A 13,035-nucleotide genomic window follows, 5' to 3' on the forward strand; every position below is an offset into this window, starting at 1 on the left:
GGTTCAGGCGTCGATCGCCGCCTCGTCGAGCCGCGCGGCATTCTCCTGGATGAAGGCGAAGCGGTGCGCGGGGTTGGTGCCCATCAGCCGGTCGACCAGATCCTTGGTGACGGCGCGGCCCTCATATTCCTGCGGCAGCGTGATCCGCAGCATCGCGCGCGATTTGGGGTCCATCGTCGTTTCGCGCAGCTGCATCGGGTTCATCTCGCCGAGACCCTTGAAGCGCCCGATCTCGACCTTCTTGCCCTTGAACTCGGTCTTTTCGAGCAGCTCGCGGTGCGCGTCGTCCATCGCGTAGAGGCTCTTGGTGCCCGAGGTGAGGCGATAGAGCGGCGGCTGTGCGAGATAGACGTGCCCCGCGCGGACGATCTCGGGCATTTCCTGGAAGAAAAAGGTCATCAGCAGCGTCGCGATATGCGCGCCGTCGACGTCGGCATCGGTCATGATGACGACGCGTTCGTAGCGCAGGTTTTCGGCCACGCAGGTTTTCCGCGTGCCACAGCCGAGCGCCTGGATCAGATCGGCGATTTCCGAATTGCCGGCGATCTTCGCCATCGTCGCGGAGGCGACGTTGAGGATCTTGCCGCGGATCGGCAGGATCGCCTGCGTCTTGCGATCGCGCGCCTGCTTGGCCGAGCCACCGGCCGAATCCCCCTCGACGATGAAGATCTCGGTGCCCTCGGGGCCGGCCGAGGCGCAATCGGTGAGCTTGCCCGGCAGGCGGAGTTTCCGCGCCGACGTCGCGGTCTTGCGCTTGACCTCGCGCTCGGCCTTGCGCGCGAGCCGCTCGTCCATCCGCTCGATGACATAGGTCAGCAGCGCCTTGCCGCGCTCCATATTGTTGCTGAGAAAATGGTCGAAATGGTCGCGGACCGCTTTCTCGACCAAGGGAGTCGCCTCGGGGCTCGAGAGCCGATCCTTGGTCTGGCTCTGGAATTGCGGCTCGCGGATGAAGACCGAGAGCATCAACTCGCTGCCGGTCATGATGTCCTCGGCCGAGATGTCCTTGGCCTTCTTCTGCCCGACCAATTCGCCGAACGCGCGGATGCCCTTGACCAAAGCGTTGCGCAGGCCCGCCTCGTGCGTGCCGCCGTCGGGGGTGGGGATGGTGTTGCAATACCAGGAGTAGGAGCCGTCGCTCCACAGCGGCCAGGCGACCGCGCATTCGACGCGGCCGGCGCTGCCGGGGAAATCCTGGCGGGTGACGAAGAAATCGGTCGTCGCGCATTCGCGCGTGCCGATCTGCTCGCGCAGATGGTCGGCGAGGCCGCCGGGGAACTGGAACACCGCCTCGGCCGGCGTGTCGTCGGTGATGAGTTCAGGCGCGCATTTCCAGCGCAGCTCGACGCCGGCGAAGAGATAGGCCTTGGAGCGTGCCAGTTTGTAGAGCCGCGCCGGCTTGAAGTGCATCTCGGGCCCGAAGATCTGCTCGTCGGGAACGAAGCTGACCGAGGTGCCGCGCCGATTGGGGGCTGCGCCGACATGCTCGAGCGGCCCGAGCGTATCGCCACGCGAGAAACGCTGGCGGTAGAGTTCGCGGTTGCGCGCGACCTCGACCACCGTGTCGCTCGACAGCGCGTTGACCACGCTGACGCCGACACCGTGGAGGCCGCCCGAGGTGGCATAGGCCTTGCCCTCGAACTTGCCGCCCGAATGGAGCATCGACATGATCACTTCGAGCGCCGACTTGCCGGGAAACTTCGGATGCGGGTCGACCGGCATGCCGCGGCCATTGTCGACGATGACCAGTTTGTTGCCGACATGGAGTTCGATCTCGATCCGCGTCGCATGCCCCGCGACCGCTTCGTCCATCGCGTTGTCGAGCACTTCGGCGGCGAGATGGTGATAGGCGCGCTCGTCGGTGCCGCCGATATACATGCCCGGGCGACGGCGGACCGGCTCCAACCCCTCGAGCACCTCGATCGAGGAGGCGTCATAATCGGTCGGCTGATGTTTCGGGGTGGCGGCGAACAGGTCTTCGGACATGCCACCGCTATAGGGCCGCGGTGGCGCTGCTGCCAACCACTGCGTCGTCAGCTACCGGTGTGATATATTAACATCAACATGACAGAATGTTCATGTTGATGCGGCCAACGGTCCCGCTCGGACGTCTCTCCTGCGCTGAGTCAGCAACTCCAGGAGTTTCTATGCGTACAAAATCTCTTCTTTCCGCCGCGACCACGCTGGTTGCCGGCCTGACGTTTGCGGTTCCGGCGATGGCGCAGGAGGCCGATCCCAAGCCGTTCGACGGCCTGTATGTCGGTGGCACCGTCGGCTTCGACGCGCAGCCCAACGATACGCGCTCGGCGATCCTGTTCGACCGCAACCTCGACGGCGCGTTCACCGAGTCCGTCACCACCGCGACCGGCGCGGACGCCTTCGTTGCGACCGCTGCCCAGCCGGGCGCTGGCTTCTGCAACGGTCGCGCGACCAGCAGCGGCAAGCTGACAGGCTGCACCAACGACAAGGACAATATCAGCTATTCGGGCCGTATCGGCTTCGACAAGCAGTATGGCCATCTCGTGTTCGGTGTCGTCGGCGAGTTCGGCAAGAGCGAAGTGCGCGATAGCGTTTCGGCGTTCAGCACCACGCCCGCCAGCTACACGATGACGCGCAAGATCGACTTCAACGCTAACGCTCGCCTGCGCGCCGGCTATGCGTTCGACAAGACGCTGTTCTACGCAACCGGCGGCGGCGCATATGCGAAGACCAAGTCGAGCTTCGCCACGAGCAACACCGCCAATACCTTTACCGACAACGGCAGCAAGCATGACGCGTGGGGCTTTGTCGCAGGCGGCGGCATCGAGCAGAAGCTCGGTCGTCACTTCTCGGTCGGTCTCGAGTATCTGTACAACCAGTACAACGACAAGGATTACCGCGTCCGCGTGACGCGCGGGGCCGCGCCGGCGACCAACCCGTTCGTGCTGGCGCCCAACACCACGGGCACCGACTTCCGTCGCAATGATCCGAAGTTCCGCTGGAGCAGTGTTCGCGCGACCGCGAACTTCCGCTTCTAGGACGCGGGCGTCATCCTCTCCCGTCGATGACGGGAGAGGAACGGGTGAGGGTCTTCTCCGAATTCGGACAGCGGAAGACCCTCATCCCTTTAAAGCATCGCCGCGGTCACGCCGCGACCCGCCGCCCCCCACCCGATCGGCGCGGGCGGCATCGCGCGATCACCGTGCGCGCGGGCCGCCGAACGGGAGTGGCGGCGCAGGACGGCGATCGCGGCGCGGAAGCTGCGCCTGATACGCATGGCCGCAATGCCCGACGCAATACGGGAAACCGGGGTTCACCTTGTCGCCGCAGAAGTGGAAGTCGGGCTCGCCCGGGTGACCGATCGGCCATTTGCAGATCTTGTCGTTGAGATCGAGCAAGGTCGTCTTGCCCGCCATCTCGGGCGAAGGCTTTGCCGGCACGAGACGACGCGGCGGCGCGGGCGTGATCGGCGCCTGCTGCTCGCCGGGTGCCTGGCGCAGGAAGCCGCCAGGGCCGACCGACCGCAGGATCGGGGGCGCGGGACGTACGACGACGGGGGCGGCGTCGGCCTCGTCGGTGTCGTCGTCGCTATCGGCCTCGACCGCGATTTCCTCTTCTTCCTCGTCCTCGACCTCAGCGACCGGGGGCGCTGCGACGACCGCGGGACGCGGGGCAGGGGGCGCTGGCTTGGGCGCCGGTGCCGGTGCGGGCGGTGCTGCGGCCTTGGGCGGCGCTGTCGGCGCGGGTGCTGGCGTTGGAGCAGCGGCGGCAGCTGCCGCAGGCTCGTTCGGCTTCACCGGCGAGGGGCGCGACTGCAGGCCGAGGCGATGCGCCTTGCCGATGACGGCGTTGCGGCTGACGCCGCCCAGTTCCTCGGCGATCTGGCTTGCGGTCTGTCCCGCTTCCCAGCGCTTGCGCAGCGTATCGATGCGTTCGTCGGTCCAGCTCATTCAATTTTCCCAATCGTCTTGCCGGGGTTGCGGGCGGCGGCGGCAGTCTTTAGCGACACCCCCATGAGCAGCCAGCCCCCAATCGGCGAAATTCGTCCAATGATGAACGCTCCCGGCGTTCCGGTCATCCGGAATGTCAATTGGGGCGGTCTTCGAACGCTCTATATCAAGGAGGTGCGCCGTTTCTTCAAGGTGCAGCTGCAGACGATCTGGGCGCCGGCGATTACGACCCTGCTGTTTCTGATCATTTTCACGGTCGCGACCGGCGGAAAACGCCCCGTGATGGTCGGTGGGGTCGCGGTTCCCTTCGCCGACTTCATCGCGCCCGGGCTGATCGTGATGGGGATGCTGCAGAACGCGTTTGCCAATGCGAGCTTCTCGCTGCTGGTCGGCAAGATCCAGGGCACCATCGTCGACTATCTGATGCCGCCGCTGTCGACCGCCGAATTGCTCGTCGCGATGGTCGGCGGTGCGGTGACGCGCGCGATCTGCGTCGGGCTCGCCGTTTCGGTTGCAATGGCCTTGTGGCCCGGTGTCCACCTCGTGCCGCACCATCCGCTCGCGATCCTGTGGTTCGGGCTGCTCGGCGCGGCGTTCCTCGCGTTGGTCGGTGTGCTGACCTCGATCTGGGCGGAGAAGTTCGACCATGCGGCGGCCGTGCAGAATTTCGTGATCGCGCCGCTGACGTTGTTGTCGGGCACCTTCTATTCGGTCGACACGCTCGCGCCCGCCTTCCGCGCGTTCAGCCATGTAAATCCGTTCTTCTACATCATCTCGGGCTTCCGGTACGGCTTTCTCGGCACCGCCGATTCGCCCGTGCTGGTCGGCGGCGTGGTGATCCTCGCGATCGACGTTGCGCTCGGCATCCTGTGCTACGCGCTGCTGCGCTCGGGCTGGAAGATCAAGAACTAAGGGGCGTTTCTTTCGCAGGCGAATCGCGTATCGGCCGGTGAAGAGGAGTCGGTGATGCGGATTTGGATCGGACTTGGAACGGGCTTGCTCGTCGCTGCGTGCGGCACGCCGGCGCCGCGCCAGTCAGCGGCCGCGCAAACGCCTCAGGCCCCACAAGCCCCGCAGGTCCGCATCGCGCAAGTCGGCGGCACCGTCTTTGCGGCTACCGTCACCGGGCCGGGCAAGGTCGTCGCACGCTCTGCGGAGGCCATTCCCGGGCGCGCAGTCCCGACTGCGAGGGGCGCGCCCAACGGCTTCAGCCTGATCGCCACGCTGCCGGCCGATTCCGCAGCGCGGGTGACGCTCGGCGCGACGGCGCAGGTCCGTTTCCCGGCCTTTGCGGACGACGTCGTCGTCGGCCGCGTCGTGAAGGTCGCACCAGCGAAGGACGCGACGTCCGCGGTCGAAGTCACCTTGCCGCGCGATTCGCGCTTCGCCGCCGGCCAGTCGGCGAGCGCGCGGATCGTCGCCACGGGTGCCGGCACGACGATGCTCGCGGTCCCGCCAAGCGCGATTCTCGGCCCGCATAGCGGCGCGGCGGCGGTCTATGTCGTCGATCTGGCGAGCGCGCGGGTGCAGCGGCGCGCGGTGACGCTCGGAGAACAGACGCCCGACGGCATCGGCGTCAGCGCCGGGCTGCAGAAGGGCGAATGGGTCGCGCTGACGCGAGTCGATCAACTCCACGACGGCATGAAGATCGCACCGGTCGGCCCGTCGCAATAGCCCCGTCCGTGCCTATAACCCGCGGGGTGCCGCACGGTGTTGCGCTTGCGGCGGCATCTTCGTAAAACGGGACTCGGGCGACCGGTTGGGTCGCCCTTTTGCTTTTTCAGGAGACGGCCCGTGTCGACCCCCGCTTTGATGCCTGTGTACCCGCGGTGCGGCGTACGCCCGGTGCGAGGCGAAGGCTGCTATCTGTACGGCGAGCAAGGCGAGCAATATCTCGATTTCGCCGCCGGAATCGCGGTCAACGCGCTCGGCCACGGCCACCCCAAATTGGTCGAGGCGATTGCCAAGCAGGCGGCAACGCTGATGCACGTGTCGAACCTCTATGGCAGCCCGCAGGGCGAGCATCTCGCGCAGCGGATCGTCGAGAATTCGTTTGCCGACACGGTGTTCTTCACCAATTCGGGGACCGAAGCGGTCGAATGCGCGATCAAGACCGCGCGGCGCTATCATTTCGTCACCGGAAATCCGCAGCGCACCACGCTGATCACCTTCAACAATGCCTTTCACGGGCGGACGATGGGGGCGATCTCGGCGACCAACCAGCCCAAGATGCGTGACGGCTTCGAGCCGCTGTTGCCGGGCTTCGCTTACGCGCCGTTCAACGATCTCGAGGCGGCGCTCGCGCTGATCGACGATACGACGGCGGGCTTCATGGTCGAGACGATCCAGGGCGAGGGCGGCGTCTCGGCGGCGACGACCGAATTCCTGCAGGGTTTGCGCAAGGCGTGCGACGAGCACGGCCTGCTGCTCGTGCTCGACGAAGTCCAGTGCGGCTATGGCCGGACCGGCAAGATGTGGGCGTATGAGCATTACGGCGTCACCCCGGACATCCTGTCCTCGGCCAAGGGCATTGCCGGCGGTTTCCCGCTCGGCGCGTGCCTCGCGACCGAGGAAGCGGCCAAGGGCATGGTGTTCGGCACCCACGGCTCGACCTATGGTGGCAACCCGCTGGCGATGGCGGCGGGCGAGGCGATTCTCGACGTCATGCTCGAGCCGGGCTTTCTCGACCATGTCACCGCGATGGGCGAACGGTTGCGCGCCTCGGTCGAGCAGATGATGCCGAATTACGACCAGATCTTCGACAGCCTGCGCGGAAAGGGGCTGATGTTCGGGATCAAGCTCAAGGACGCGATCGTCGCGCGCGATTTCGTGGCGCATCTGCGCGACCATCACGGGTTGCTGACGGTGTCGGCGGGCGAGAATGTCGTCCGCGTGCTGCCGCCGCTGGTGATCGAGGACGCGCATATCGCCGAGTTCGTCCAGAAACTGAGCGACGGCGCGCGCAGTTTCGCGCCCGTGGCGGTGGCGGCATAAAGCAAACTCCCTCTCCCTTTGGGAGAGGGAAGGGGCCCGCTCGGCGCAGCCGAGTGGGAAGGGTGGGGGCAGCGCACGCCAACACCCTGTCCTCACCCTTCCGGGGTTTCGCCGCTCCCTCCCTCTCCCAGAGGGAGAGGGAATTAAGGATTTAGGATGCGTAACTTCCTCTCGCTTTCCGATGCCGCTCCCGATGGCGTGGCCGCGATGCTCGCCGATGCGCTCGACCGCAAGGCGGCGCGCGCCGGCTGGCCCAAGGGCAAGCCCGATGCCGACGCCCCGCTCGCGGGCCACACGCTCGCGATGGTGTTCGAGAAGAGCTCGACCCGTACACGCGTCAGTTTCGACATGGCGATCCGCCAACTCGGCGGCAGCTCGGTGATCCTCGATTCGGGCACCACCCAGCTCGGCCGTGGCGAAACCGTCGCCGATACCGCACGCGTGCTGTCGGGCTATTGCGACGCGATCATGCTGCGCACCGATGATCACGCCAAGCTCGAGGAAATGGCGCATTATGCGACCATCCCCGTGATCAACGGCCTGACCGACGATTCGCATCCGTGCCAGATCATGGCCGACCTGCTGACCATCCTCGAAGCGGGCAAGCCGCTGCCGGGTCTCAAGGTCGCCTGGCTCGGCGACGGCAACAACGTGCTCGCCTCGATCGTCGAGGCCGCCGGGCTGATGCAGTTCGACGTCGTCGCGGCGTGCCCGCAGGGCTTCCAGCCCGACGACGCGGTGATCGGCCACGGCTCGGGTCGCGCGCGTGTCGTCTCGAACCCGGCCGAGGCGGTGGCGGGCGCCGATGTCGTCATCACCGATACGTGGATCTCGATGGGGCAGGCGCATGCCGACACCAAGCTCAAGGCGATGCTGCCGTATCAGGTCGATGCCGCGCTGATGGCGCAGGCCAATCCCGCGGCGGTGTTCCTCCACTGCCTGCCCGCGCATCGCGGCGAGGAAGTAACGCCCGAGGTGATCGACGGCCCGCAGTCGCTGATCTGGCCCGAGGCGGAGAATCGGTTGCATGCGCAGAAATCGGTGCTGCGCTGGTGCTTCGAGCAGATCGGTTGAACCCAGACTCAAAGTCCACGATATCCGTCATCCCGGCGAAGGCCGGGATCTCCTGGCTGTAGGGCGCTCCCGAGCCCCATGAGACCCCAGCGTTCGCTGGGGTGACGAAAGTTTGCGATGACCGATCCGATCACCACCGACACCGACCGCGCGCTCGGCTTCACCATCCCGCAGCGCCACGCGCGCGGTCGGATCGTCCGGCTGGGTCCGGTGCTCGACACCATCCTCGCCGCGCACGCCTATCCGCCCGCGATCGAGGCGCTGCTCGCCGAGGCGCTGACGCTCGCCGCGCTGATCGGCTCGACGCTCAAGGATGCCGGCGGCCAGCTGACGATGCAGGCGCAGACGCAGAGCGGGATCGTCACCTTGCTGGTGTGCGATTATCGCGGCGGCGAACTGCGCGGCTATGTCCAATACGACGCCGACCGCCTCGCCGCGGGGCCGGAAGATCCCAGCCTGTTCGCTCTATTCGGCGCAGGCTATCTCGCGATCACCTTCGACCAGGCGACGACGGGCGAGCGCTATCAGGGCATCGTCCCGCTCGACGGCACGTCGCTGAGCGAAGCGGCCGAGCATTATTTCCTGCAGTCTGAGCAGATCCCGACCCTGGTCCGCGTCGGTGTCGGCCGCGCGGCTGACGGCAAGCGCGTCGCGGGCGGGCTGTTGCTCCAGCATCTCCCCGAGGGTGAGGATGGCCGCGAGCGGCTCCACACGCGGCTCGACCATCCCGAGTGGGAGCATGTCGCGATTCTGGGCGGCACGATGGCGGCCGACGAGCTTGCCGATCCGGCGCTGCCGCTCGAGACGCTCGTCTGGCGGCTGTTCAACGAGGAGGAGGAAGTGCGCCTCCACGGCGAGACCGCGTTCGCGCGCGGCTGCCGTTGCTCGCCCGATTACATCGCGCAGGTGCTCGGCAAATTCCCGCCGTCAGAGCAACAGGCGATGGCGGACGAAAATGGCGTGATCTTCGTCGATTGCGCCTTCTGCGCGACCAAATTCCCGGTTCCCGCCGCGCGCGAGATCGTTACGTAAACGCATTGTAACAGCACGGGTGTATCCCCAGATACGGGTCTGGAATCAGCCCGGCCGCGCATTGGCGCGCCGCCGGACGGGGATCGATACAATGCAAGTGCGGAATGTGGTGCGCGGGATGATTGCGGTCTTTGCGGCGACGGGCGGTCTGGCCGCCGCAGCGCCTGCTGGGGCGCCGACGCTGGCCGCGCTCGCGCGGATCGAGCCAGGCGAGTGGCAGTTCAAGGCGGTCGATGGCGACGTGCCGCCGCGGTTGATCTGCATCGGCGATGCGCGTCCGCTGATCCAGTTCGGTCATGGCAACGCGCAATGTCAGCACACCGTCCTGGTCGATGACGCCAATGTCGCGCGGGTGACCTATGTCTGCCCCGGCACCGGCCATGGCCAGACAAGTGTGAAGGTCGCGACGCAGCGCAACTTCAATCTCGAGACGCAGGGCATTCTCGGCGGCGCGCCGTTCGACGAGCAATATGAGGCGCGCCGGGTCGGTGACTGCGCGGCGGGTACGATGCGGCTTAAGTGATCGCGTTAAGGGTCTTTTTAATCTTTGGTGGCTAGACCGGCGTGTGCACTTCTTTCTACCGCACGCTTTTTCTCCCAATCGCCCAGAGATGGGCACCCCCTGGGCCGCCTAAGGGCGGCCCGTTTTTCTAGGGGGGCTGCGCTTGCGTAATGCGAAAGCGGGGGGTACCCGCGGGATATTATGACAAACCAACCTGTTTCAGCAGCGCCTGCGGGCGTCGCGCCGCTTGCCGTCGTCCTGGTGTCGGGCGGTCTCGATTCGATGGTCGCCGCGGCCTTTGCGCGCGAGGCGGGCTATCGCCTGCTCGCATTGTCGGTCGATTATAACCAGCGGCACCGGCTCGAGCTCGCCTCGGCGCGGCGCATCGCGCATGTGCTGGGAGCCGAGCGGCACGTCGTTCTGCCGCTCGATCTCGCGGCGTTCGGCGGATCGGCGCTGACTGCGGACATCGACGTGCCCAAGGACGGCGTGCAGCCCGGCATCCCGGTGACCTATGTGCCCGCGCGCAATACGATTTTCCTTAGCCTCGCGCTCGGCTGGGCCGAGGCGGCGGGTGCGCGCGATCTGTTCATCGGCGTCAATGCGCTCGATTATTCGGGCTATCCCGATTGCCGCCCCGAATTCATCGCCGCGTTCGAGGGCCTCGCCGAGCTCGCCACCAAGGCGGGTGTGGAGGGCAGCCCGTTCCGCATCCATGCGCCGCTGCAGGATATGACCAAGGCCGACATCGTCCGCGAAGCGGCGCGGCTGAACATCGATCCGGCGCTCAGCTGGTCGTGCTACGATCCGGCGCCGGGCGGTCTGCATTGCGGCGCGTGCGACAGCTGCCGGTTGCGCAAGAAGGGCTTCGAGGAAGCCGGCCTGCCTGATCCCACCGCCTACGCGGTCTGAGCCGGTGTCCTACGCGGTCAAGGAAATGTTCCTCACGCTGCAAGGCGAGGGGGTGCAGGCCGGGCGGCGCGCGGTGTTCGTGCGTTTTGCCGGGTGCAATCTGTGGTCGGGGCGCGAGCAGGACCGCGCGAGCGCGATCTGCCAGTTCTGCGACACCGATTTCGTCGGGACCGATGGTGCGGGCGGTGCGAAGTTCGCCGATGCGGCGGAGCTGGTCGCGGCGGTTGCAGACTTCTGGGGCGCGGACCCGGCGCATCGGTTCGTCGTGCTGACCGGCGGGGAGCCGATGCTGCAAGTCGACGATGCGCTCGTGGATACGCTCCACGCCGCCGGTTTCGAGATCGCGATCGAGAGCAACGGCACGCTCGCGGTGCATCCCGGCATCGATTGGGTGTGCATCAGCCCGAAGGCCGGCAGCCAGGTCGTGCAGCGTCAAGGCGACGAACTGAAGCTCGTCTGGCCGCAGCCGGGAAGCGACGTCGCCGAGATCGAGACCTGGGACTTCGCGCATTATCTGATCCAGCCGCTCGACAGCGCCGTGGCCGAGGCCAATCACGCCGCCGCGATCGACCTCGTCATGGCGCGCCCGCAGTGGCGGCTGACGCTGCAGGCGCATAAGGCGCTCGGCCTGCGCTGAGGCAGGCCAGACCCGTCCGCTTTAGCGAAACGTCGTCGAGAACTGCCCGCACTTGCGCGAAACCCACGTGCCGCGCTTATCCCAGCACGCGTCGTCGAGCCGCGCCAGCGACAGCCGCGTATCGACGCGGACACGGCGCGAAAACCGCTCCTCGCCAAACGGGATGAGCGCATTGCGCAGCGAGCTCATGTCGCGCGCAGCGACCTTGTACAGCTCGCCGCGCGGGGCGTAGGCGGCGTCGGTCGCGACCGCTGCCGCGGTCTGGCAGAAGCCCAGCTGCGCGTTGACCGTGGTGAAGGCCGAATAGGTCTTCGTACCGTAGCGATCCATCGCGGCCTGGCCCGGCTTGAGGCCCTTGTTTACGCGGGTGAAATATTTGGTCAGGATGTCGAGCGACTTCTTGAACTCGTCCTTATGGTTGATCAGCGAGATGTTGTAATTCTCGACCGTCAGCAGGCTCGGCTCGAACTGGCACTGCAGCGCGGCGACGTTGAGCGCCGAACGCATGTTCCACACCAGGTTCGCACGGACTTCCTCGTCGGTCGCGCCCGGCAACGTCGGCAGACCAGGCTCGTCACCGCGGATCGGTGGGCCGCTGAAGTCATGCGGTTTGAAAAAGAACTGCGCCGACGCAGGGGTAACGGCGAGGGCGGCGCCCGCGATTGCGGTGATCGCAGCCAGTTTACGCAACACGGTCATTGAAAGCCTCTCATTAACGATGCTGCGATTACGGCGTTTTGTCGCGCAACCCAACTCTTTTCGTTTCGTCGCGCGGAGGGTTCGGCGCGATCTGCGACGGAATGGAGTGGGGCGGAATCGAAAAGGGCCGCCCGGTTGCCCGGGCGGCCCTCGCTATAATCATTCCCGAACGGGAAGATTACATTGCGTTCGTGGTCGTGGTCGTGGTGTTCGAAGTCATCATGGTGTCGTTTGCCATCATGCCTTCGTTGCCAGCAGCGTCCGTCGACGTCATCGTGTCGTTGGTCGTCGCGCCCATCGTGTCGGTCGAGTTCATGTCGGTGACCATCGTGTTGTCGGTCGTCGTCGTCTCGGTCTTCGGGGTGCATGCCGAAATCGCGATCGCTGCAACAGCGATCATCGAACCAGCAGCGACCTTGGAAATGAATGCACGCATTGGAAAGCTCCCTAGATAAATGGTTGGTTGGCCTCGAGACCTTTAATACCCAAACCGTGGTGGACATTAGTCCGGAAACGCCTGGCCCTCAAGCCCAGTTTTGTCGGCTGATAGAATGAGTTTCCAGGAACGCTGCTAGGCGCAACGCCAAGGCCGCGTCGAAAGTTGCATAATCGGTCGGCCGGCCAAGCATTTCGGCACTCGTTACCGCGAAGTCCGGGAGCCCGCACGGCACAATTCCGCCGAAATGCGCGAGGTTAGGCGACAGATTGACTGAGAAGCCGTGGAGCGTCACCCAGCGCCGCACGCGTACCCCGATCGCCCCGATCTTGGCTTCGGCCGGCGCGCCACCGAGCGGGGCGGGGAGATGCGTCCAGATGCCGACGCGCCATGGCGCGCGGAACGCGGTGATGCCGAGATCGCCGAGCGTATCGATCACCCAGCCTTCGAGACCGTGGACGAACTGGCGTATGTCGCGTCCGCGCTTGTTGAGATCGAGCACGATATAGCCGATCCGCTGTCCGGGGCCGTGATAGGTATAGCGCCCGCCGCGCCCGGTCTGCACCACCGGGAATTGCGGGTCGCGCAGTTCGCTCGGATCGGCGCTTGTCCCGCCGGTATAGACCGCGGGGTGTTCGAGCAGCCACACCAGTTCGCGCGCACGCCCTTCGGCGACCGCGGTTGCGCGCGCCTCCATCTCGGCAAGCGCCTCGGCGTAGGGGACGGGCGCGGGGGCAATGCGCCATTCGATGTCGTCGTGAAGATCGGTCACCTGCGTGATGTGGCCCGGCTGCCAGCCGGACGCAAGAGATTGGCAAGC

General features: G+C 66.1%; 14 protein-coding genes. 10 read left to right on the forward strand and 4 right to left on the reverse strand.

Annotation, left to right across the window (positions count from 1 at the left end; all coding sequences use genetic code 11):
* Positions 1-3: 3 nt before the first annotated feature.
* Positions 4-1,986 carry a DNA topoisomerase IV subunit B gene (gene parE, locus ACVWYO_RS14815; RefSeq protein WP_457352051.1) on the reverse strand — a complete coding sequence of 661 codons (1,983 nt, stop codon included), beginning with the start codon at positions 1,984-1,986 and terminating at the stop codon, positions 4-6.
* Positions 1,987-2,147: 161 nt separating this feature from the next.
* On the opposite strand from parE, the gene ACVWYO_RS14820 reads away from it, so the two are divergent.
* Positions 2,148-3,017 carry an outer membrane protein gene (locus ACVWYO_RS14820; protein WP_457352053.1) on the forward strand — a complete coding sequence of 290 codons (870 nt, stop codon included), beginning with the start codon at positions 2,148-2,150 and terminating at the stop codon, positions 3,015-3,017.
* Positions 3,018-3,176: 159 nt separating this feature from the next.
* Here the strand turns inward: ACVWYO_RS14820 and ACVWYO_RS14825 are convergent, their stop codons facing one another.
* A complete protein-coding gene (locus tag ACVWYO_RS14825; RefSeq protein WP_457352055.1) occupies positions 3,177-3,929 on the reverse strand; it encodes a GcrA family cell cycle regulator in 753 nt (250 codons plus the stop codon).
* A gap of 63 nt (positions 3,930-3,992) precedes the next feature.
* Between ACVWYO_RS14825 and ACVWYO_RS14830 the strand changes: the two genes are divergently transcribed.
* From ACVWYO_RS14830 to queE, 8 genes are all read left to right on the forward strand, one after another.
* Entirely contained in the window at positions 3,993-4,841 is an 849-nt protein-coding gene (locus ACVWYO_RS14830; protein WP_457352057.1) for an ABC transporter permease, read from the forward strand.
* Positions 4,842-4,895: 54 nt separating this feature from the next.
* On the forward strand, positions 4,896-5,603 hold the full coding sequence (locus ACVWYO_RS14835; RefSeq protein ID WP_457352059.1) for a hypothetical protein: 708 nt from the start codon (positions 4,896-4,898) through the stop codon (positions 5,601-5,603).
* 120 nt (positions 5,604-5,723) lie between these two features.
* Entirely contained in the window at positions 5,724-6,923 is a 1,200-nt protein-coding gene (locus ACVWYO_RS14840) for an acetylornithine transaminase (protein ID WP_457352061.1), read from the forward strand.
* A gap of 156 nt (positions 6,924-7,079) precedes the next feature.
* A complete protein-coding gene (argF, locus tag ACVWYO_RS14845) occupies positions 7,080-7,997 on the forward strand; it encodes an ornithine carbamoyltransferase (RefSeq protein ID WP_457352063.1) in 918 nt (305 codons plus the stop codon).
* A 117-nt stretch (positions 7,998-8,114) separates the two neighbouring features.
* Positions 8,115-9,029, forward strand: a complete 915-nt coding sequence (gene hslO / locus ACVWYO_RS14850; protein WP_457352065.1) for an Hsp33 family molecular chaperone HslO — start codon at positions 8,115-8,117, stop codon at positions 9,027-9,029.
* Between the two features lie 91 nt (positions 9,030-9,120).
* Positions 9,121-9,552 carry a DUF3617 domain-containing protein gene (locus tag ACVWYO_RS14855; protein ID WP_457352067.1) on the forward strand — a complete coding sequence of 144 codons (432 nt, stop codon included), beginning with the start codon at positions 9,121-9,123 and terminating at the stop codon, positions 9,550-9,552.
* Positions 9,553-9,732: 180 nt separating this feature from the next.
* Complete coding sequence (gene queC, locus ACVWYO_RS14860; protein WP_457352069.1) at positions 9,733-10,443, forward strand: 7-cyano-7-deazaguanine synthase QueC; 711 nt, start codon at positions 9,733-9,735, stop codon at positions 10,441-10,443.
* Between the two features lie 4 nt (positions 10,444-10,447).
* A complete protein-coding gene (queE, locus tag ACVWYO_RS14865) occupies positions 10,448-11,080 on the forward strand; it encodes a 7-carboxy-7-deazaguanine synthase (RefSeq protein ID WP_457352071.1) in 633 nt (210 codons plus the stop codon).
* Positions 11,081-11,101: 21 nt separating this feature from the next.
* Here the strand turns inward: queE and ACVWYO_RS14870 are convergent, their stop codons facing one another.
* Complete coding sequence (locus tag ACVWYO_RS14870; RefSeq protein WP_457352073.1) at positions 11,102-11,779, reverse strand: hypothetical protein; 678 nt, start codon at positions 11,777-11,779, stop codon at positions 11,102-11,104.
* Between the two features lie 38 nt (positions 11,780-11,817).
* Between ACVWYO_RS14870 and ACVWYO_RS14875 the strand changes: the two genes are divergently transcribed.
* Positions 11,818-12,234, forward strand: a complete 417-nt coding sequence (locus tag ACVWYO_RS14875; protein WP_457352075.1) for a hypothetical protein — start codon at positions 11,818-11,820, stop codon at positions 12,232-12,234.
* 69 nt (positions 12,235-12,303) lie between these two features.
* Here ACVWYO_RS14875 and lipB read toward each other — a convergent pair whose 3' ends face one another.
* Positions 12,304-12,987: a lipoyl(octanoyl) transferase LipB gene (gene lipB, locus ACVWYO_RS14880; protein ID WP_457352077.1), complete on the reverse strand. Its 684-nt coding sequence runs from the start codon at positions 12,985-12,987 to the stop codon at positions 12,304-12,306.
* Positions 12,988-13,035: the final 48 nt, after the last annotated feature.

The sequence above is a fragment of the Sphingomonas sp. UYP23 genome, from assembly GCF_054059235.1.

What these genes read in the sequence shown, in the direction of transcription:
- hslO (WP_457352065.1), top strand. Translation starts at nt 8,115, where the DNA reads ATGACCGATCCGATCACCACCGACACCGACCGCGCGCTCGGCTTCACC.
- ACVWYO_RS14855 (WP_457352067.1), top strand. Translation starts at nt 9,121, where the DNA reads ATGCAAGTGCGGAATGTGGTGCGCGGGATGATTGCGGTCTTTGCGGCG.
- ACVWYO_RS14835 (WP_457352059.1), top strand. Translation starts at nt 4,896, where the DNA reads ATGCGGATTTGGATCGGACTTGGAACGGGCTTGCTCGTCGCTGCGTGC.
- ACVWYO_RS14825 (WP_457352055.1), bottom strand. Translation starts at nt 3,929, where the DNA reads ATGAGCTGGACCGACGAACGCATCGATACGCTGCGCAAGCGCTGGGAA.
- ACVWYO_RS14830 (WP_457352057.1), top strand. Translation starts at nt 3,993, where the DNA reads ATGAGCAGCCAGCCCCCAATCGGCGAAATTCGTCCAATGATGAACGCT.
- ACVWYO_RS14870 (WP_457352073.1), bottom strand. Translation starts at nt 11,779, where the DNA reads ATGACCGTGTTGCGTAAACTGGCTGCGATCACCGCAATCGCGGGCGCC.
- queC (WP_457352069.1), top strand. Translation starts at nt 9,733, where the DNA reads ATGACAAACCAACCTGTTTCAGCAGCGCCTGCGGGCGTCGCGCCGCTT.
- argF (WP_457352063.1), top strand. Translation starts at nt 7,080, where the DNA reads ATGCGTAACTTCCTCTCGCTTTCCGATGCCGCTCCCGATGGCGTGGCC.
- parE (WP_457352051.1), bottom strand. Translation starts at nt 1,986, where the DNA reads ATGTCCGAAGACCTGTTCGCCGCCACCCCGAAACATCAGCCGACCGAT.
- ACVWYO_RS14820 (WP_457352053.1), top strand. Translation starts at nt 2,148, where the DNA reads ATGCGTACAAAATCTCTTCTTTCCGCCGCGACCACGCTGGTTGCCGGC.